The sequence below is a fragment of the Streptomyces sp. NPDC058864 genome, from assembly GCF_042742985.1.
In the GTDB taxonomy this organism is placed as follows: Bacteria; Actinomycetota; Actinomycetes; order Streptomycetales; family Streptomycetaceae; genus Actinacidiphila.
The window spans coordinates 78,149-96,998 of the sequence record NZ_JBHYMQ010000003.1 but is presented as its reverse complement, the minus strand read 5'-3'; the positions used below and the strand labels follow the sequence as shown (position 1 = coordinate 96,998).

The window sequence follows — 18,850 nt, the reverse complement described above, 5'->3', positions numbered from 1 at the left end:
TCGGCGTACGCGGCTCGGTACTTGGGAGGTCAGGATGGCGGACGGATCCGGGAGCACGGTCGGGCGGCGCTCGGTGCTGAGGGGCGGGCTGGCGGCCTCCGGGGCGCTGCTGGTGCCCGCGGTGGCCGCGCCCGCGCTGGCCCTGTCGGGGAGGCCCGCGGCGACGTCGGGCGTGCAGACCGGCGACGTGACGGCGTCGGGCGGCCTGGTGTGGGCGCGCGCGGACCGGCCGGCGCGGATGGTGGTGGAGACCTCGGCGACGGAGTCGTTCCGGCACACCCGGCGCTTCCACGGCCCGGTGGTCGGCCCCGGCACCGACTTCACCGGGGTCACCCGGCTGCACGGCCTGCCGGCGGGCGAGCAGGTCCACTACCGGGTGCTGCTGGCCGACCCCGACGACCCGCGCCGCACCGGCGCGCCGGTCACGGGCACCTTCCGCACGGCGCCGGACGGGCGGCGCGGCGGGGTGCGCTTCGTGTGGTCGGGCGACCTCGCCGGGCAGGGCTGGGGCATCAACCCCGACATCGGCGGCTACCGCATCTTCGACGCCATGGGCGCGGTGGACCCGGACTTCTTCCTGTGCAGCGGCGACAACATCTACGCCGACGGCCCGATCGCGGCGACCCAGGCGCTCCCCGACGGCAGCACCTACCGCAACGTCACCACGGCGGAGAAGTCGAAGGTCGCCGAGACCCTGGCCGAGTTCCGCGGCAATTTCCGCTACAACCTGCTCGACGAGAACCTGCGTCGTTTCAACGCCCGGGTGCCGTCGGTCATCCAGTGGGACGACCACGAGGTCCGCAACAACTGGTACCCGGGCGAGGTGATCCCCGCCTCGGACCCGCGCTACACCGAGAAGAGCGTGGACGTCCTCGCCGGCCGGGCCCGGCAGGCGTTCGCCGAGTACTTCCCCGTCTCCTCGCTGCGGCCGGACGGTGCCGGCCGGGTGTACCGGGTGCTGCGGCAGGGTCCGCTGCTGGACGTCTTCGTCCTGGACATGCGCACGTACCGCAACGCCAACTCCCCCGGCGACCAGGCCCACGACCCGCAGGGCATCCTCGGCCGTGAGCAGCTGGAGTGGCTGAAGCGGGAGCTGTCGCGGTCGCGCGCGGTGTGGAAGGTGATCGCCGCGGACATGCCGCTCGGGCTGGTGGTGCCCGACACCACGGAGGGCCGGCCGAACATCGAGGCCGTCGCGCAAGGCGACCCGGGTGCGCCGCTCGGCCGCGAACTGCAGATCGCCGAGCTGCTGCGGTTCGTCAAGCACCGCGGGATCACCGGCACGGTGTGGCTGACCGCCGACGTCCACCACACCTCCGCGCAGCACTACCAGCCCTCGCGCGCGGCGTTCACGGACTTCGCTCCGTTCTGGGAGTTCGTGTCCGGCCCGCTGAACGCGGGTGCCTTCCCGGCGAGCGCGCTGGACGGCACCTTCGGGCCGGAGCGGGTCTTCGTGAAGGCGCCGACGGCGTCGAACGTCTCGCCCGCCGAGGGCTACCAGTTCTTCGGGCAGGTCGACATCGACGGCCACTCCGGCGACATGACGGTGCGGCTGCGCGAGCAGGACGGCACGGTGCTGTTCACGAAGGTGCTCCGGGCGGGGCTGGTCGGGCAGTAACGGCCGACGGCCCGGCGGCGCGAACGCGTGCCGCCGGGCCGTCCGGTGCTCAGCGGGCGGCCGCCAGGATCACGTCCGCCACGGCCCGCGGCCACTCTGACGCCGGGCCTTCCCGAAGGGACGGATCAGCGTGCTGCCGAGGTGCTCACAGGCGGTCGACGGCGGTCGGATTCAGGCGTGATGGGCGGGCATGTGGTCCGGGTCACCTCACATCGCCTCATCGGCGCGATGATTTCGGGGCAGTGCGGCGGTCTCCCCTGCCGTAGGCGCAGTGAGTTGACGAAGACGAAGGAGCGAGTCCCCATGCGCATCGTGGTCACCGAGTTCATCAGCCTCGACGGTGTCGTGCAGGCCCCGGGCGGACCGGAGGAGGACACCGACGGCGGCTTCGCCAACGGCGGCTGGACGCACCCCTTCTTCGACGCGGAGGTCGTGGGCGGCGCCTTCGACGAGACCGTGAGCAAGGCCGACGCGCTGCTGTACGGGCGCCGCACGTGGGCCGCGATGGCCGGCGCCTGGCCCGAGCGGGCCGGCGACCCCTTCGCGGACCGGCTGAACGCGCTCCCGAAGTACGTGGTGTCCGACACGCTCGGCGATTCCGAGCTGACCTGGCACAACACCACCCGCATCCCCGCCGCGGAGGCCGTCGGCAGGATCGGGGAGCTGCGCGAGGCCCCCGGCGGCGACATCGTGGTCATGGGCAGCCCCACCCTGGTACGCACCCTGCTGGGCGAGGACCTGGTCGACGAACTGCGCCTCATGGTCATGCCGGTCCTCCTCGGTGGCGGCAAGTCGGTCTTCCCCGAGGACGGGGGGCTGCGCACCTTCGAACTGGTCTCCACGGTCACGAGTGCCAAGGGCGTCAACGTCTGCACCTACCGGCGGGCCGCCGGGTAGAGCAGGGAGGGGCGGCGGGCGGCAGGGCGCCTGAGCGCCGCACCTCGGTCCGGGCGCCGCGGAACGGCCCGGCAAGGCGTCCCCCCGCGCACACCCACGCGGGGGACCGCCCCCAACCGCTGATCACTTGCCGGAACACGGGTTGGCCGAGGCGATCGGCGTGCACGACGGGCGACGGCGAGGACGAACTCCTGACTCTCGGGGAACCCCTGCCCTATGACCGGACCCGCCGGGTGGAGCTGCGGCTGTCGCCGGAGTGGGACGCGGCCGGGGAGTTCACGCCTACGGGCGGGCGGTGGCCCGGAGGGCTTAGCATGTGCAAATCGGCCGGGCAATACGGCGATTTCGAGACCTCGTGGGGCGACCGGGGAGGGCGCCGCGCGGGCTCCTGACGGACCGGGAGGACAGCGCCGTGACGGGTGGTTTCAGCTACGAGCAGGTCGGGGTGACCCGCACCGGTGGGCCGACCCCGCCGGGGTTCCACCACCTGCACGAGCGGATCCGGCTCGGTGAGGGCCCGGGGGTGCTGGCCGCGGCCGGGCGGGCGCTGATGGGGTGGCGGATGCACCGGGCGACCGGACTGCGGGTGCCCGGCGGCACGCCGGACGCCGCACCGGGGGTCCGGGTGCCCCTGCGGATCGGCCCGCTGCGCGCGCCGTGCGAGGTGGTGTGGGCCGAACACGGCCCGGATCGCGTGGGGTTCGCCTACGGGACGCTCCCCGGCCATCCGGAACGCGGGGAGGAGTCGTTCGTGGTGAGCCTCGCACCGGACGGGTCCGTGTGGCTTGATGTCACGGCCTTCAGTGGACCGGGGGCGTGGTACGTGGGTCTACTGGGCCCCCTGGGACGCGTCACTCAGCGTGGCATCGCACGCCGTTACGGCCGGTGCCTGCGCCGGTTGTCGCAGGACGGAACTGTTGAAAGGGGGAGTTAACCGACATGGGACACCCTTTACCCGTCGGTCACAACGCGTTCGTGATCGCGCAACACCTGTTCGGCATGGTGTTTGCATGCGAGACCTGACATCCACCACGACGGCCCCCGCCGCCCTCGCGCGGCGGCAGCATCACTGGCGCCGCGACGTCATCGAACTCGCCGCGCTCTTCGTGGCCGTGGCCACCGCCGACCTCATCGCCAACCTCGTCGGGCACGCCCCCGACGGCCCCGCCCTGCTGTGCCTGTCGGCCGCCGCGCTCGCCGCGACCGCCGGCTTCCACACATGGTGGGCACGCCGGCACGTTCATTCGCCCCCACGCGCCGGGAGCCACGACGGGGACCGTACGACGGAGCCGGGGGAAAGCTCCGCCGCCGACGGACCCGAGGCGGGGACCACGTTGTGGCGGGTGCGCACCACCGTGCGCGACGCGCCGGGCAGCCTCGCCGCCCTCTGCACCGCGCTGGCCGGGCGGGACGTGGACATCCTCACGCTCCAGACGCACCCGCTGGCCGAGGGCACCGTGGACGAGTTCCTGGTCCGCGCACCGGCCGCACTCGCGCCGGGCGAGCTGACGCGGGCCGTCGCCGGCGGGGGCGGGCGGGACACCTGGATCGAGCGGGCCGACGCACACGACCTCGTCGACACCCCGACCCGGGTGCTGGGCCTCGCCACCCGCACTGCCATGGACGCCGCCGAACTTCCCCTGGCCCTGCGCCAGTTGTTCGGCCGCTGCACGATAAGGTCCACCCCGCCCGGTACGGCCGGCCCCGACCCGGCCGAGGACACCCTGGAGGGCACGGTCATGCGGCTGCGCGACCCGGCCGGAGGCACCGTCACCGTGGAACGGGCCTACCTCCCGTTCACCCCGACCGAGTTCGCCCGGGCCCGCGCGCTGGTCGAGTTCGACGCGCAGCTGGGCACCCGGGTCCCGGAGGGCCGGGCGGTGCTCACCCTGCCCGAGGGCAACGAGATCACCGTCCGGCGGGTGGGCCCCGAGGACCTCGAGGCCGCCCGCGAGCTCCACGGCCGGTGCTCCACCGCGACCCTGGCGCGCCGTTACCACGGCCCGGTCGCGGACGTGGACCGCTATCTGACCCACCTGCTCAGCCCCCGCTTCGGGCAGACGCTCGCCGTGCAGACGGTCTCCGGCCGGCTCGTCGCCCTCGGCCACCTGCTGTGGGACGGCGACGAGACCGAGGTCGCCCTGCTGGTCGAGGACGCCTGGCAGCGCCGCGGCATCGGCCTGGAGCTACTGCGCCGCCTGGTCGCCCAGGCCGTCGACGCGGGGTGCGGGAGCGTGTACGCGGTGACCCGGGCGACCAACACCGGGATGGTCGCGACGATGCGCCGCCTGGGTCTGCCGCTGGACTACCAGGTCGAGGACGGCACGCTGGTCATCACCGCGACGCTGTCACCGGCCGGCGCGAGCGCTCGGCTGCGCTGAGCGCGATGTCCAGGTCCTCCCACAGGTCCTCGACGTCCTCCAGGCCGACGGACAGCCGCAGCAGCTTGTCGCTGACCCCGGAGCTGTGGCGGTCGCCCTCGTCCACGATGCGGTGGCTGATCGAGGCCGGGTGCTGGATGAGCGTGTCGACGCTTCCGAGGCTGACCGCCGGGGTGATCAGCCGGACCCCGGCGATCACCTCGTGCGGGTCGCCCCGGACCTCGAACGCGACCATGGCGCCGCCGATCCGCGGGTAGTGCACCTTCGCCACCCGCGGGTCGGCGGCCAGCCGCTCGGCCAGCGCGGCGGCCGTCGCCGAGGCGGACGTCACCCGGACCGGCAGCGTGGACAGCCCGCGCAGCAGCAGGTAGCCGGCGAGCGGGTGCAGCACCCCGCCGGTGGCGAAGCGCACCTTGCGCAGCACGCGGGCGAACTCCTCGTCGCAGGCGATGACCCCGCCCAGGACGTCGCCGTGGCCGCCGAGGTACTTGGTGGCGCTGTGCAGCACGATCCTGGCGCCGCTCTCCAGGGGGCGCTGCAGGACGGGCGTGGCGAAGGTGTTGTCGACGACCAGCGGCACCTCGCCGCAGGAATGGGCGACGGCCCGCAGGTCGACCTCGGCCAGCGTCGGGTTGGCGGGGGTCTCCACGATCACCAGACCGGTGTCCGGGCGGATGGCGTCGGCGATTCCGGCTGGGTCGGTCCAGGTCACCTCGGTGCCGATCAGGCCGCCGGTCAGGAGGTGGTCACTGCAGCCGTACAGCGGGCGGACGGCCACCACGTGGCGCAGCCCCATGGAGGCGCGGGCCAGCAGGGTGGCGGTGAGGGCGGCCATGCCGCTGGCGAAGGCCACCGCCGCCTCGGCGCCCTCCAGCCGGGCCAGCGCGGTCTCGAAGCGGGCGACGGTGGGGTTGTCGAGCCGGGAGTAGACCGGCGGGCCGGTCAGGGCGGCGCCCGTCACGGCGAAGTCGTCCAGGCGGGCGGCTTCGGCGCGGCTGTCCCGCGAGGGGTAGGTGGTGGACAGGTCCAGGGGAACGGCGTGCAGGCCGAGGTCCGCGAGGTCTTCGCGGCCGGCGTGCACAGCCTCGGTGGCGAGGGCGCGGGTGGGCGCCGATGCTGTCGTGTCCATGGCCCGATGCTGAACAGCTACCGGACCGTAGCGGGAAAGACCCGTGTTAACTTCGGCCGATGTCCGATTCTGTGCTTCTGGATCCGGTCGACCTCGAGATTCTGCGGCTCCTGCAGAACGACGCACGGACGACCTACAAGGACCTCGCCGCTGCCGTCGGCGTGGCCCCGTCCACCTGCCTGGACCGGGTCGGCCGGCTGCGCCGCACCGGGGTGATCCTCGGCCACGAGCTGCGGGTCGACCCGGCCCGGCTCGGGCGGCCGCTGGAGGCACTGCTGGCGGTGCAGGTGCGGCCGCACCGCCGGGAGCTGATCGGCCCGTTCGTGGAGCGGGTGCGGGCGCTGCCGGAGTCGCGGGCGCTGTTCCACCTCACCGGGCCCGACGACTACCTCGTCCACGTGGCCGTCGCGAGCACCGGCGACCTCCAGCGGCTGGTCGTCGACGAATTCACCTCGCGGCCCGAAGTCGCCCGTGTGGAAACCCGGTTGATCTTCCAGCACTGGGACTGCGGCCCGCTGCTCCCGCCCACGTCAGGAATATGATCGTCAATGGTGATGACGGAGCGGGCCGCTCCGTACCAGGATGTGACCATGCCCGACACCACCGGCAGCGCGCTGCCCCGCCGGATCGCCGACGCGTACGTCGACGCGGTCACCGAACTCGATCCCATCACCGCCACGTACCTGGGGGTGCGGACCGGCCAGGACCGGCTCCCCGACTTCACCCCCGCCGGCCTGGAGGCCCAGGCCGAACTCGCCCGCCGCACCCTCGCCGACGTCGAAGCGGCCGAGGTCCCGGACGACGACGAGCGCCGCTGCGCGCGGCTGCTGCGCGAGCGGCTCATCGCCGAGCTGGCCGTGCACGAGGCCGGTGAGGGCCTGCGGGCCGTGAGCAACCTGCACTCCCCCGTCCACTCGGTGCGCGGTGTCTTCATGCTGATGCCGACCGGGACCGACGAGGACTGGGCCGCCGTCGCCGCCCGGCTGCGGGCGGTCCCGGAGGCCCTGGCGGGCTACCGCGCCTCCCTGGAGGAGGGCCTCGCCCGCAAGCTGCCCGCCGGTCCGCGCCAGGTCGACACGGTCGTCGGGCAGCTGGGCGAATGGCTGGGCGAGGACGCGGACGGCAGCTGGTTCGCGCAGTTCGTGCAGGAGGGCCCCGAGGCCCTGCGGTCCGAGCTCGACGGCGGCGCCGCCGAGGCCACCGCGGCCGTCGCCGGCCTGCGGGACTGGCTGCGCGACAGCTACGCCCCGGCCGTCGAGGGCACGTCCGACGCCGTCGGCCGCGAGCGGTACGCCCGCTGGGCCCGCTACTGGACGGGCTCCGACCTGGACCTGGACGAGGCGTACGCCTGGGGCTGGGAGGAGTTCCGGCGCATCGAGGCGGAGATGCGCGTCGAGGCGGAGAAGGTCCTGCCCGGCGCCACCCCGATGGAGGCCCTGGCGCACCTGGACGAGGCGGGCGAGGCCATCGAGGGCGTCGACGCGGTCCGCGACTGGCTGCAGGGCGTGATGGACGAGGCCATGGCGGCGCTCGACGGCACCCACTTCGACCTGGCCGAGCCCGTCAAGCGCGTCGAGTCCCGCATCGCCCCGGCCGGCAGCGCCGCCGCGCCGTACTACACGTCGCCGTCGCTGGACTTCTCCCGCCCGGGCCGCACCTGGCTGCCCACCCTGGGCCGCGAGCGGTTCCCCGTCTGGGACCTGGTCAGCACCTGGTACCACGAGGGCGTACCCGGCCACCACCTGCAGCTCGCGCAGTGGGTGTACGTCGCGGACCGGCTCAGCCGCTACCAGGCCACGCTCGGCCAGGTCAGCGCCAACGCCGAGGGCTGGGCCCTGTACGCGGAGCGCCTCATGGACGAGCTCGGCTTCCTGACGGACGCGGGCCGCCGGCTCGGCTACCTCAACGCGCAGATGCTGCGGGCCACCCGCGTCATCCTGGACATCGGCATGCACCTGGAGCTGGAGATCCCGCAGGACAGCCCGTACCGCCCGGGCGAGACCTGGACGCCGGAGCTGGGACGCGAGTTCTTCGGGCGCTACAACGGGCTCAGCGACGCCATGCTCGACAGCGAGATCATCCGCTACCTCGGCATGCCGGGGCAGGCGATCGGCTACAAGCTGGGCGAGCGGGCCTGGCTCGCCGGCCGCGAGGCCGCCCGCAAGGCCCACGGTGACTCCTTCGACGCCAAGGCCTGGCACATGGCCGCGCTGTCGCAGGGCTCCCTGGGGCTGGACGACCTCGTCGACGAGCTCTCGAAGCTCTGACGGTCACCCGTCCTTCCCCGGGCCCCGCCCGGGGAAGGACGCCGGGCGCGCAACCGCCTGCCGCTCCGGGTCGGGCCAGGAGTAGTCGCCGACGAAGGGGAAGGGGCATTTCTCCTGCCTCACCTCACGGGACATCAGCGCGGCCGCTGTGCGGGTCCGCGGCGGCGGGACCCGCACGTGCGGGCCGGTCGGGGTGGATAGGGTGAGACGCATGGGGGTGTTGCACGGATGATCCCGAACGCTTCGCGGGAAGACGGCCGGCTCGTGCTGGCGCACGGTCGGCTGACCCTGCGCGAGCAGCTTCCGGAGGAGGCGGCGCAGCTGGCCGACGGGAAGCCGGCCGGGCTGGCGTGGATCGACGGGGGGCCGGGCGAGGGCACGATCATCGCGGCCGGGATGGCGACGATCGCGGCGGCGGCCGGGGTGTTCGCCCCGGGGTGGGGGTTGTTCGTGATCCAGCGGTCGGACGACGGCCTCGCGCTCGGCGGCATCGGCTTCCACGGGCCCCCCTCCGCCGTCGACGGCCTGGTGGAGATCGGCTACGACCTTTCGGAGTCCGCGCGCGGCGCCGGCTGGGCGACGGACGCGGTGCTGGTGCTGTCCCGGTGGGCGCTGAGCCGCCCCGAGGTGCGCACCGTGCTGGCGACCACCGACCCGGGCAACCGCGCCTCGCAACGGGTGCTGGAGCGGGCGGGCTTCGGGCGGATCGCGGACCGGGACGCCCAGTGGGCCTACGAGTTGCGGCCGGTCGGCCGGGGTGTGCCGGCGTAATTCGCTGTCGCGGCGCCCTCCGGTTCCGCCACCATCGGGGCCGTGAACACCGTGCCCCCGCCCCGGACGCTCTTCCTCTCGCCCCGTGTGACCGCCACCGGCCACGCGCTGGCCGCGGCCGCCCACCGGCGCGGCATGGCGGCCCGCACCCTGCCGACGTGGCGGGTGCCGCAGGACGCGGCGGAGGCGGTGGGCCCCTCGCTCTACGCGGGGCCGCTGTTCGCCGACGCCGTGGCGGGGGACCTGGGCCTGGGGCTGCTGGAGGCCGACGAGGACTGGCTGGCCCGGCTGCCCTGGGAACTCGTCGGGCGGGAGGTCGGGTTCACGACCGTGGCCGAGGCCCGCGCGCTGCGCCGGCCCGCCTTCGTGAAGCCGCCGAACGACAAGAGCTTCCCGGCCAGGGTGTACTCCGACGGCAGCGGCCTGCCCGGCCCGGACGCGGTGGACGAGGACGCCCCCGTGCTGGTGAGCGACATCGTGGCGTTCGCCGTCGAGTACCGGCTGTTCCTGCTCGACGGCGAGGTGGTGACGGGCAGCCGCTACGCGACCCGCGGCGGCCTGGACGTGGCGCCGCTGGACGGCGACCCGCTGGCCCGCGAGGTGCGGGACTTCGCCGGGCGGCTCTTCGCGCCCGGCGTGCCGGAGCTGCCCGGCGCGATCGTGGTGGACGTCGGCCGGACCGGGGACGGCTGGGCGGTGGTCGAGGCCAACGCGGCCTGGGCGAGCGGGCATTACGCCTGCGACGCCGAGGCCGCACTGGACGTCGTCCTGCGCGCGGCGGCGCCGCTCGCCGGGTTCGGGCCGCGGGACCGCCTGTTCCTGCGGCCGGCCGTCTCCGTCGTCCGCTGAGACCGCCCCGCGGCGGTCCTCAGCAGCCGCAGTCGTCGACGCCCACGGGCGCCGTCAGCGGGTCGGCGGGGCGCCGCTCGGTGCCGTCGGCCGTCTCGTGGGCGAAGCCCTCGCGGATCCAGTACTCCATGCCGCCGAGCATCTCCTTGACCTGGTAGCCGAGGCCCGCCAGGGCAAGCGCGGCGCGGGTGGCGCCGTTGCAGCCCGGGCCCCAGCAGTACACGACGACGGGCACGTCACGGTCGAGGAAGGCACCGGCGAGCCGTGGGACGTCCGCGGTGGGCAGATGGACGGCGCCGGGGACGTGACCCTGTTCCCAGGCCGCGGTGGAACGGGAGTCGACGACGACGAAGCCGGGGCCGGCTCCGGTCCCCGCGGCGGTGGCGAGGGCGGCGGCGACGTCGGACACGTCGGCGTGGAAGGCGAGGCTCGCGGCGAAGTACGCGGCGGCCTCGGCCGGCGCGGCGGGCGGCACACGCAGCACGGGGTTGTCGGCGGGGGCCGGGGCGGGGGTGGTCGCGGGAGCTGTCCGTGTCGTCATGGCGGCAAATCTACGAGCGCCGGCCGGCCGCCTGAAGGGCCGTTCCCCGGCGTCCGTCTTGCCCGGCCGGGGATTTCCCTGGTAGCCAGGGGGCATGACCGTGGATTCCCTCGACGCCACCGACTGGCGCATCCTGGACGCCCTGCAGCGCGACGGCCGGGCCAGCTACGCCGAGCTGGCGCGTGCCGTGTCGATGTCCCCGAGCGCCGTGACGGAGCGGGTCCGCCGCCTGGAGGAGGCGGGTGTGATCACGGCGTACACGGCCGTCGTGGACCTGGAGCGGACCGGCCGCCCGATCCTGGCGTTCGTCCGGCTGCGCTACCCGCACGGCAACTACAAGCCGTTCCACGATCTGCTGGAGTCGACCCCGGAGATCCTGGAGGCCCACCATGTGACGGGCGACGACTGCTTCGTCATGAAGGTCACCGCCCGGTCGATGCGTCACCTGGAGGAGATCACCGGGCGGGTCTCGGGCCTGGGTTCGGTGACGACGAGCGTCGTCTACTCCTCACCCCTCCCCCGCCGTGCGGTGGCGGAGGGCTGACCCCCGCTGGCCCTTGACGACCTGCAACTGGGCGGGGACGCGCTGCCGGAGCTCGGCGACGTGGCTGACGATGCCGACGGCGCGGTCCCGTTCGCGCAGCCCGTCGAGGACGTCCAGCACCTCGTCGAGGGTCTGCTCGTCCAGGCTGCCGAAGCCCTCGTCGACGAAGAGCGTGTCGAGCCGGGCGCCGCCCGCCTCGTCCGTGACGACGTCCGCGAGACCGAGGGCGAGGGCGAGGGAGGCGAAGAAGGTCTCGCCGCCGGAGAGCGTGGCGGTGTCGCGCTCCGTGCCCGTCCAGGAGTCCACGACCATCAGCCCCAGGCCCGACTTGACGTTGCGTGAGGCGCGGGCGTCGGTGTGGACGAGGGTGTAGCGCCCGGAGGACATGCGGTGCAGCCGGGCGCTGGCCGCGGCCGCGACCTGTTCCAGCCGGGCGGCGAGGACGTAGGTCTCCAGCTCCATGCGCAGCGTGTTCTCCCCGGCGCCGGTGGCCAGGTCGGCGAGGCGCCGCAGCCGCGCATGCTCCTCGCGGGCCGGGGCGAGCGCCCTGGTGCCGCGCAGCGCCTCGGCCCGCAACCGGCCGAGGGCGTCGCGGGTGGTGTGCGCGGCGGCCTGGCGGGCGGCGGCACCGCGCAGCCGTACGGTGGCGGTCTCGACGTCCCGCCGGGCCGCGTCGGGGTCCGCCGGGGGCAGCGCGGCGGCCTCGGCCAGTTCCAGGGCGGTGAGTTCGGCGGTGACGGCGGCCTCCTCGCGGCGCCATTCCTCCGCCCGCTGCCGCAGCCGCCGCAGTTCCGTCTCCGGCAGCACGGCGGCGGCCGCCGCCTCGGGCGTGGGGAAACCGGCCTTGTAGGCGGCGTCGGCCAGGTCGGAGTCGGCCTCCTTCAGCGCGCGGGCGGACTCCTGCCCGGCGCGGGCGGCATCGGCCGCGGTCGCCGCGGCCCGGGCGTCCGCCGCGAGCCGGGCGCGGCGCTCGGCGACGGTGGCGTACGGGCCGCGGGCCCGCGCCAGCCGGGCGGCGAGCTCCGTGTGCTCCTGGTCGAGGAGTTCGCGGCGGGTGGTGAGGGAGGCGAGCCGGTTCCGGGCCTCGTGGCGGTCGGCGGTGCGGCGGGCGTGCTCGGCGAGGGCCCGGTCGAGCGCCTGGCGCGCCTGCGGCGCTTCCGCGGCGGCGCGCACGGCGGTCCGGTACTCCTCCTCCAGCGCGGCGTGCGCCGCGGCGAGTTCGGGCTCCGGCCCGGGCCCCGCGGTGGCGAGGGACGCGTCGTGTGCCGCGGTGAGGCGCAGGACCTGCTCCTGCGCGGCGTCGCGGGCGGCGGCGGCCCGCTGCTGGGCCTCCTGCGCGGCCTCCTCGTCGGCGCGGCCCACCTGGCGGGCGGTGGGGCGGGCCGGGTGCGGGTGCTCGGTGGCGCCGCAGACCAGACAGCCCTCGCCGGGGCTGAGCTGCGCGGCGAGTTCGGCGGCGATGCCGTTGATGCGCGCCTCGCGCACGTCCTGCCAGTGGTCGCGGGCGTCGGCGGCCGTGTCGCGCGCCGCGCGCAGCCGGTCCTGCGCGGCGAGCAGCGCGGTGGCGTGGCCGTCGCGTTCACGGGCGGCGTCGAGGCGGCGGCGGGCCCGGTCGAGGGCTCCGGACAGCTCCGCGGCGCGGGTGGCGGCGGACTGCGCGGCGTCCACCGCCCGTTCCAGGCCGAGGCGTTCGGCCTCCCAGCCGTCGAGCCAGGCGGTCGTGTCGGCGATCAGCCGCTCGTCCTCGGCGGCCTCGCGCTCCACGCGCCCGCGGTCGTGGGCCAGTTCGGCGGCACGCTGCTCGTCCCGGCCGGCGTCGGAGAGGCCGCCCAGCTCCTCGCGGAGCCGGTTCTCGTACTCCGTGAGCTGTTCCGCGCCCGCCTCGTGCTGCTCGGCGGGCAGTCCGGCGCGGGCGGTGCGCTCGTCGGCGGCCGCGCGTACCTGCCGGTGGGCGGCGCGTTCGCGCAGCTCCAGGGCGGGCACCACCGTCGCGGCGCGCTCCGCGCTCTGCAGCAGTTCCTGTTCGCGGGCGCGGGCCTCGCGCCCGTCGGCCATGGCATGCGCGCGGCGCTCGGCCGCGGCGTGCCGGCCCTGCCGTACGGCGAGTTCTCGGACCGCCTCGGCCTCGCGCTGGGCCTGCTCGTGCGCGCCCTCCGCGGCGGTGACCGCCAGGTCGGCGATGTCGACGCGTTCCCGGGCGGTGGCGGCCAGGACGGCCGCCCAGCGCAGGATGTGCGCGGCCAGCTCCGGGTCGCCGGCGGCGGCGCCCTCCGGCAACGGCCCGGCGAGGGCCTCGGGGTCGTCTGCGGCGGCCTGGCCCATGCGCTCGGCCAGCCGCAGCAGTTCCCCGTCCCCGGCGGCGACCCGCTGCTCGGCGGCCCGCCGCTCGGCCCGCAGCCACTCCTCGACGGCCTTGAAGCGGCGGGTGTCGAAGAGCCTGCCGAGCAGGGCGGCCCGCTCGGTGGCGGTGGCCCGCAGGAACGTCGCGAACTCGCCCTGGGGCAGCAGCACGACCTGGCAGAACTGCTCCCGGCTCATGCCGATGAGCTGCTTCAGCTCCTCGCCCGCCTCCTGGTGGGACTTGCTGAGCGCCCGCCACTCCCCCGCGGTGTGCTCGCGCAGCAGGGTGACTGCCTTCTCCGTCGTGTAGCCGCTGCCGCGCTTCTTGGGGCGGACCTGCTCCGGCCGCCGGGTGACCTCCAGCCGCCGGCCGCCCACGGTCAGGTCGAGCACGACCTCGGTGAGCGTGTCCTGCTCGGCGTGGTCGCTGCGCAGCCGGTTGCCCTGCCGGCTGCCGGGGACGCCGCCGTACAGGGCGAAGCACACCCCGTCGAGGACGGAGGTCTTGCCGGCGCCGGTCGCGCCGTGCAGCAGGAACAGCCCGGCGGCGGACAGCTCGTCGAAGTCCACGGTGTGACTGCCGGCGAACGGCCCGAACGCGGTCAGGGTCAGACGGTGCAGGCGCATCAGTCGCTCTCCGCCCGTGCGGCATCAGTACGGACCGCGTCGAACGCGTCCCGCAGGACACCCCGCTCCGCGGTGTCCGGGCCCCTGCCGCGCACATGGGTCACGAAGTCCTCGGCGATCTGCCGGTCGGTGCGGCCGCGCAGGCGCTGCGCGTACGAGGCGTGGGGGTCGGCGTCCAGGCGTTCGGGCTCGAAGGCCAGGGCGAGGGCGTGCGGGAACCGCTTGCGCAGGCGGGCCATGGGCTCGTGCGGGCGGTGCGGGTCGGTGAGGGTGGCCTCGACCCAGGAGTCCTCGTGCCGTGCGTGCGCCGGGTCCTCCAGCAGATCGTCGAGGTGGCCGCGGATCCTCGCGAGCCGCCGCGGCACGGGGCAGTCGACCCGCTCGGCGGCCACGGAGCCGTCCGCACCGAGGTCGACGAGCCACATGCTCTTGCGGTGGTCGGCCTCGGAGAAGGAGTACGCGAGGGGGGAGCCGGAGTAGCGCACGCGGTCGGAGATCGTCTGGCAGCCGTGCAGGTGGCCGAGGGCCACGTAGTCCACGCCGTCGAAGACGCCCGCGGGCACGGCCGCCACACCGCCGACCGTGATGTCCCGCTCGCTGTCGCTGGGCGCGCCGCCCGCGACGAAGGCGTGCGCCAGCACGACCGAGCGGGTGCCCGCGGGGCGCACGGCCAGATCGGCGCGGACCCGTGCCATCGCGGCGCTCAGCACCTCGGTGTGCCCGGCCCGGTCGAGGGTGAACTCCTCGCGCACCAGGGCGGGTTCGAGGTAGGGCAGACCGTACAGGGCGACCGGCCCGTGCTCGTCGGCGAGCACGACGGGCGTCGCGCACCCGGCCGGGTCGGTCCGCAGGTGGATCCCGGCGCGTTCGATGAGGCCGGAGGCCACGCCCAGCCGGCGGGCGGAGTCGTGGTTCCCGGAGATCATCACCGTGGGCACGCCCAGGGCGGCGAGCCGGTGCAGCGCGTCGTCGAAGAGCTCGACGGCGGGCAGCGAGGGCAGCGCCCGGTCGTAGACGTCACCGGCGACGAGGACGGCGTCGACGCGCTCCGCCCGCACCGTCGCGACCAGGTGGTCGATGAACGCCGCCTGGGCGTCGAGCAGTCCGACCCGGTGGAACGACCGCCCCAGATGCCAGTCGGAGGTGTGCAGCAACCTCACCGTGGCTCTCCCGCCCGCATGTTCCGTTCCTCCGGCTCACGTTCCGCATGCTCCGCAGGGGCCCCGGTCTTCCCACCGGTCCCATGCGCTCCGAGAGCAGGCTATCCGCCACCACTGACAGCGCGTCGTCGGAGTCCGAACTCGGGCAAGGTCGGTCAAGCCGTGTCCCCGCCCGCCCGTACGATAACCGCCATGACGGCGAGTGCCTCCGGCAGACGACTGATCGACGGCCGCTTCGAGCTGCTGGAACGGCTGGGCGGCGGCGGCATGGGCCTGGTGTGGCGGGCCCGGGACACCGCCCTGCACCGCGAGGTCGCGCTGAAGGAAGTGCGGCCGCCCGACCCGGACTTGGCCGACGCCGACCCCGAGGCGGCGGCGAAACTGCGGGAGCGGGTGCTGCGCGAGGCCCGCGCGCTGGCCCGGGTGCACCACCCCAACGTCGCGACGATCCACCACATCGTGGACAGAACGGACCTCGCGCACCCCTGGCTCGTGATGGAGCTGGTGACCGGCGGCTCGCTGCAGGACCGGCTGGCCCGCGGCCCGCTCACCCCGCCGGAGGCGGCCGCCATCGGCCGCGGCATCCTGGCGGGACTGCGCGCCGCGCACGCGGTCGGCGTCCACCACCGCGACGTGAAACCGGCGAACGTACTGCTGCGGCCCGGTATGACGCCGGTGCTCACCGACTTCGGCATCGCCACGCTCCGCGACTCGACGCGGCTGACGACCACCGGCGGCCTCATCGGCTCGCCCGAGTACATCGCCCCCGAGCGCATCCGCGGCGAGGAGGGCAACCCCGCCTCCGACCTGTGGTCGCTCGGCATGCTGCTGTACGTCGCCGTGGAGGGCGTCCACCCGCTGCGCCGGGAGACCAGCATCGCCACGCTCGTCGCCGTCCTCGACGAGCCCCTGCCGCCGCCGGCGCGGTCGGGTCCGCTCACCCCGGTGCTGACCGCCCTGCTCGTACGGGACGCCGCCGCGCGGCCGGACGCCGACCGGCTGGACCGGATGCTCGCCGACGCCGAGAGCGGTGCGCCGCCCGCGCCCCCGTCCGCGGCGCCCGTGGACGCGGCGCCCCCCGGTTTCGGGCCCGCCCCGGCGTCGTACCGGCCGATGGCGCCGCACCCGTACTACCCGCCGCAGCCGCCGACCCGCCTCACCCCGCCGCCCGCCCCCCGCCGTGGCGGCCGTGTCGCCGCGGCGGCCTCCGCGGTCGTGGCGGTGGGCGTCGCGGGCGTCCTGCTGTACACGCTCGTGCCGGGGCTCCACGACGACGGGAACGCCGGCAATGCGGCGAAGGGCGGCAAGGGATCGCCGAAGGGCACGCACTCCTCCGGCGCCCCCAGCACGGCGGCGCCGAAGAACCTGCTCTCGCCGGCCGGGGGCCGCTCGATGACGGACGTCGTGAAGTCGGTCTCGGGCGGCACCAAGGTGGTCGAGCTGACCCTCTACGACGACTTCGCGAGCTTCAAGGCGCCCAAGAGGGCGGACAAGACCGTCTACGACAGCTACTCCTACGACGACGGCGGGCTCAGGGACGGGATCATGAAGGGCACCATCGACGCCGACGACCCGCTCATCGACCTCAAGGCCGTCGACTGGGACGTGCTCCCGGCCCTGATGAGCCGTGCGGACAAGGAGTGCAAGGTCAGGCAACCGACGGCCGCCTACGCGATCGTGAAGCCCGACATCAGCAGCAAGAAGCCGTCCATGTACTACTACCGGACCGACGAGTACCGCACCTGCTTCATCGAGGCCACCCTCCAGGGCAAGATCACCTACGTGAATCCCGGCAGCTGACCCCGGCCGGGCCCGCTACACGTCCACGAAGGCGCTGCCCGACACCTCGAGGCCCGCGCTCCCCGCGGACGCGTCGCCGAGCCAGGTCCGGAAGGCGGCCAGTTCCTCCTCCGGCACGCCGAGTTCGATGCGTACCTCCGCCGCCCCGTACGCCACGCCGCGCACGGCGCGGCCGGCGGCGCGCAGGTCGTTCTCGATGCGCCCGGCCCGCTGGTGGTCGGCGACGACGGTGACCAGCGCGAGCTTCTGCCGCTCCACCGTGCCGAGCTCGTCGAGCGCCGCCGAGACCGCGCCCCCGTAGGCGCGGACCAGGCCGCCCGCGCCGAGCTGGATGCCGCCGTAGTAGCGGGTGACGACGGCGACGACGTCACGGACCTCGCGGCGCAGCAGCACCTGCAGCATGGGGGTGCCCGCGGTGCCGCCCGGCTCCCCGTCGTCGCTCGCCTTGTGGATCCGGCCCTCGGCACCGATCACATAGGCGTAGCAGTTGTGCGTCGCCCCGGCGTGCTCCTTGCGGACGCGGGCGATGAACTCCTGCGCCGCCTCCTCGCTGGACACCGGCGCCAGCGCGCACAGGAACCGCGAGCGCTTGATCTCGCTCTCGTGGACGTGCTCGCGTCCGACCGTCAGATACCGCTCCACCACCCCGCCACCCTAAGCCCTGGCCGGCAGCGGGGCCGGAAGGCCTTTCGCCACCCCGGGAGCGGTCGCCTTTGCTTTGGCCGGGATCGGCCGGCGCACGGCGATCACGGCTGTCCGTCCAGGCCGAGCTTCCGCTTGCCGTACGGGGAGAAGATCGACCCCCGACCGGTCCAACCGGCGTGGACCTGGGCGATCTGGGAGGGCAGGGGCATCACGGGGAGCAGGTTCGTGCCCTTGGCCCAGTTGGCGAGCAGGCCCTCGGTGGTGTCCACGGCGGACACGACCATGGTGACCTTCGCCTTGCCGTCGGCCCAGGTCTCCCACAGCGCCCACCCTTCGGGCCGTGCATCCACCCCCAGGCGGGTACAGGCCTGCGGGTAGGTCTCATCGGTGCCGAACGGCATGGCATCGGGGCGGAGGACGGCCACGGCCGCGAGGAGGACGTGCGGGCGCTCGGCCTCGTCCTCCAGGCATCCGTCCAGCGGGAAGTGGTGGTGCCGCAGCGCCCGCCCCAATGCGTTGACACCGCGTTGGAGGGGAGTGTCGTCCTCGGTGTCCCGGAGGTACCAGGGTTCACGGGCGGCTGCGGTCGTGACGGCCCTGGCGAGCCTTTCGACCTCCCGCAGATGGTCGAGTTCGGACAGCTCCGGCCTGGTCATGGACGGAGTGTCGCATCGCGTCACCGGATACGCGCACCGGATTTCCGCGCGCTCGAGCAGCGCGCTCGCCCTCCCGCCTCGAAGACCGAAGGACGTGAGGCGTCCACGGGAACAGCCGGATGCGTCGTCTGGTTGACTGCTGCGGACGGGAATGAGGGAGGACGACGTGCACGGAGACGACGCGGCGGTTCGGGAGATCCTGACCGGCCTGGGGGACACCTGGGCCGTGGTGGGGCTGTCCAACAACGCCTCGCGGGCGGCGTACGGCGTCGCCGCGGTGCTGCAGCGGTACGGCAAGCGCGTGGTGCCGGTGCACCCGAAGGCCGAGACCGTGCACGGGGAGCAGGGCTACGCCTCGCTCGCCGACATCCCGTTCCCGGTCGACGTGGTGGACGTCTTCGTCAACTCCGACCTGGCCGGCGCGGTCGCCGACGAGGCCGTCGGGATCGGCGCGAAGGCGGTCTGGTACCAGCTCGGCGTGATCGACGAGGCCGCGTACGCGCGCACCCGGGACGCGGGGCTGCTGATGGTCATGGACCGCTGCCCCGCGATCGAGATCCCCCGGCTCGGGTAGGCGTCCCGGCCGCCGGGCGGGAAATCGGCGGCGTGCGGACGGAACCGCTGC

17 protein-coding genes are annotated in these 18,850 nt (G+C 74.6%); 11 read left to right on the top strand and 6 right to left on the bottom strand.

Annotation, left to right across the window (positions count from 1 at the left end):
• Positions 1-34: 34 nt before the first annotated feature.
• From ACFW3D_RS03655 to ACFW3D_RS03640, 4 genes are all read left to right on the top strand, one after another.
• Positions 35-1,618, top strand: a complete 1,584-nt coding sequence (locus ACFW3D_RS03655) for an alkaline phosphatase D family protein (protein ID WP_500500882.1) — start codon at positions 35-37, stop codon at positions 1,616-1,618.
• A 303-nt stretch (positions 1,619-1,921) separates the two neighbouring features.
• Positions 1,922-2,515, top strand: coding sequence for a dihydrofolate reductase family protein (locus ACFW3D_RS03650; protein ID WP_500500880.1), 594 nt, complete (start codon positions 1,922-1,924; stop codon positions 2,513-2,515).
• Between the two features lie 412 nt (positions 2,516-2,927).
• On the top strand, positions 2,928-3,449 hold the full coding sequence (locus tag ACFW3D_RS03645) for a DUF1990 domain-containing protein (RefSeq protein ID WP_500500879.1): 522 nt from the start codon (positions 2,928-2,930) through the stop codon (positions 3,447-3,449).
• Between the two features lie 76 nt (positions 3,450-3,525).
• On the top strand, positions 3,526-4,896 hold the full coding sequence (locus tag ACFW3D_RS03640) for a GNAT family N-acetyltransferase (protein ID WP_500500878.1): 1,371 nt from the start codon (positions 3,526-3,528) through the stop codon (positions 4,894-4,896).
• Here the strand turns inward: ACFW3D_RS03640 and ACFW3D_RS03635 are convergent.
• Entirely contained in the window at positions 4,850-6,025 is a 1,176-nt protein-coding gene (locus tag ACFW3D_RS03635; RefSeq protein WP_500500877.1) for a trans-sulfuration enzyme family protein, read from the bottom strand. The two genes, ACFW3D_RS03640 and ACFW3D_RS03635, sit on opposite strands and share 47 nt — an antisense overlap.
• Before the next feature lie 59 nt (positions 6,026-6,084).
• On the opposite strand from ACFW3D_RS03635, the gene ACFW3D_RS03630 reads away from it, so the two are divergent.
• The 4 genes from ACFW3D_RS03630 (at position 6,085) to ACFW3D_RS03615 (ending at position 9,912) form a co-directional block, all read left to right on the top strand.
• On the top strand, positions 6,085-6,567 hold the full coding sequence (locus ACFW3D_RS03630; RefSeq protein WP_089224626.1) for an Lrp/AsnC family transcriptional regulator: 483 nt from the start codon (positions 6,085-6,087) through the stop codon (positions 6,565-6,567).
• Between the two features lie 48 nt (positions 6,568-6,615).
• Positions 6,616-8,292: a DUF885 domain-containing protein gene (locus tag ACFW3D_RS03625; protein WP_500500876.1), complete on the top strand. Its 1,677-nt coding sequence runs from the start codon at positions 6,616-6,618 to the stop codon at positions 8,290-8,292.
• A 228-nt stretch (positions 8,293-8,520) separates the two neighbouring features.
• Positions 8,521-9,063 carry a GNAT family N-acetyltransferase gene (locus ACFW3D_RS03620; protein WP_500500874.1) on the top strand — a complete coding sequence of 181 codons (543 nt, stop codon included), beginning with the start codon at positions 8,521-8,523 and terminating at the stop codon, positions 9,061-9,063.
• Positions 9,064-9,105: 42 nt separating this feature from the next.
• Positions 9,106-9,912, top strand: a complete 807-nt coding sequence (locus ACFW3D_RS03615; RefSeq protein ID WP_500500873.1) for an ATP-grasp domain-containing protein — start codon at positions 9,106-9,108, stop codon at positions 9,910-9,912.
• Positions 9,913-9,931: 19 nt separating this feature from the next.
• Here the strand turns inward: ACFW3D_RS03615 and ACFW3D_RS03610 are convergent, their stop codons facing one another.
• Positions 9,932-10,453, bottom strand: coding sequence for a rhodanese-like domain-containing protein (locus ACFW3D_RS03610; protein WP_500500871.1), 522 nt, complete (start codon positions 10,451-10,453; stop codon positions 9,932-9,934).
• Positions 10,454-10,547: 94 nt separating this feature from the next.
• Here ACFW3D_RS03610 and ACFW3D_RS03605 point away from each other — a divergent pair, with 94 nt between their 5' ends.
• Positions 10,548-10,997, top strand: a complete 450-nt coding sequence (locus ACFW3D_RS03605) for an Lrp/AsnC family transcriptional regulator (protein ID WP_500500869.1) — start codon at positions 10,548-10,550, stop codon at positions 10,995-10,997.
• Here the strand turns inward: ACFW3D_RS03605 and ACFW3D_RS03600 are convergent.
• Both ACFW3D_RS03600 and ACFW3D_RS03595 read right to left on the bottom strand, forming a co-directional pair.
• Positions 10,962-13,964 carry an AAA family ATPase gene (locus ACFW3D_RS03600; RefSeq protein ID WP_500500867.1) on the bottom strand — a complete coding sequence of 1,001 codons (3,003 nt, stop codon included), beginning with the start codon at positions 13,962-13,964 and terminating at the stop codon, positions 10,962-10,964. The genes ACFW3D_RS03605 and ACFW3D_RS03600 overlap by 36 nt on opposite strands.
• On the bottom strand, positions 13,964-15,124 hold the full coding sequence (locus ACFW3D_RS03595) for an exonuclease SbcCD subunit D (RefSeq protein WP_500500865.1): 1,161 nt from the start codon (positions 15,122-15,124) through the stop codon (positions 13,964-13,966). Before ACFW3D_RS03595 ends, ACFW3D_RS03600 begins: the two co-directional genes overlap by 1 nt.
• A 192-nt stretch (positions 15,125-15,316) precedes the next feature.
• Here ACFW3D_RS03595 and ACFW3D_RS03590 point away from each other — a divergent pair, with 192 nt between their 5' ends.
• Entirely contained in the window at positions 15,317-16,924 is a 1,608-nt protein-coding gene (locus ACFW3D_RS03590) for a serine/threonine-protein kinase (RefSeq protein WP_500500863.1), read from the top strand.
• A 15-nt stretch (positions 16,925-16,939) separates the two neighbouring features.
• Here ACFW3D_RS03590 and ACFW3D_RS03585 read toward each other — a convergent pair whose 3' ends face one another.
• Together ACFW3D_RS03585 and ACFW3D_RS03580 are read right to left on the bottom strand one after the other, a co-directional pair.
• Positions 16,940-17,569, bottom strand: coding sequence for a YigZ family protein (locus ACFW3D_RS03585; RefSeq protein ID WP_500500861.1), 630 nt, complete (start codon positions 17,567-17,569; stop codon positions 16,940-16,942).
• A 101-nt stretch (positions 17,570-17,670) separates the two neighbouring features.
• Entirely contained in the window at positions 17,671-18,225 is a 555-nt protein-coding gene (locus ACFW3D_RS03580; protein WP_500500859.1) for a hypothetical protein, read from the bottom strand.
• 166 nt (positions 18,226-18,391) lie between these two features.
• Between ACFW3D_RS03580 and ACFW3D_RS03575 the strand changes: the two genes are divergently transcribed.
• Complete coding sequence (locus ACFW3D_RS03575) at positions 18,392-18,799, top strand: CoA-binding protein (protein ID WP_500500857.1); 408 nt, start codon at positions 18,392-18,394, stop codon at positions 18,797-18,799.
• The last annotated feature ends 51 nt before the right edge of the window (positions 18,800-18,850 follow it).

Coding starts and splice junctions, on each gene's coding strand:
- ACFW3D_RS03590 (WP_500500863.1), top strand. CDS start 15,317: ATGACGGCGAGTGCCTCCGGCAGACGACTGATCGACGGCCGCTTCGAG.
- ACFW3D_RS03610 (WP_500500871.1), bottom strand. CDS start 10,453: ATGACGACACGGACAGCTCCCGCGACCACCCCCGCCCCGGCCCCCGCC.
- ACFW3D_RS03635 (WP_500500877.1), bottom strand. CDS start 6,025: ATGGACACGACAGCATCGGCGCCCACCCGCGCCCTCGCCACCGAGGCT.
- ACFW3D_RS03630 (WP_089224626.1), top strand. CDS start 6,085: ATGTCCGATTCTGTGCTTCTGGATCCGGTCGACCTCGAGATTCTGCGG.
- ACFW3D_RS03580 (WP_500500859.1), bottom strand. CDS start 18,225: ATGACCAGGCCGGAGCTGTCCGAACTCGACCATCTGCGGGAGGTCGAA.
- ACFW3D_RS03600 (WP_500500867.1), bottom strand. CDS start 13,964: ATGCGCCTGCACCGTCTGACCCTGACCGCGTTCGGGCCGTTCGCCGGC.
- ACFW3D_RS03650 (WP_500500880.1), top strand. CDS start 1,922: ATGCGCATCGTGGTCACCGAGTTCATCAGCCTCGACGGTGTCGTGCAG.
- ACFW3D_RS03655 (WP_500500882.1), top strand. CDS start 35: ATGGCGGACGGATCCGGGAGCACGGTCGGGCGGCGCTCGGTGCTGAGG.
- ACFW3D_RS03605 (WP_500500869.1), top strand. CDS start 10,548: ATGACCGTGGATTCCCTCGACGCCACCGACTGGCGCATCCTGGACGCC.
- ACFW3D_RS03620 (WP_500500874.1), top strand. CDS start 8,521: ATGATCCCGAACGCTTCGCGGGAAGACGGCCGGCTCGTGCTGGCGCAC.
- ACFW3D_RS03640 (WP_500500878.1), top strand. CDS start 3,526: ATGCGAGACCTGACATCCACCACGACGGCCCCCGCCGCCCTCGCGCGG.
- ACFW3D_RS03625 (WP_500500876.1), top strand. CDS start 6,616: ATGCCCGACACCACCGGCAGCGCGCTGCCCCGCCGGATCGCCGACGCG.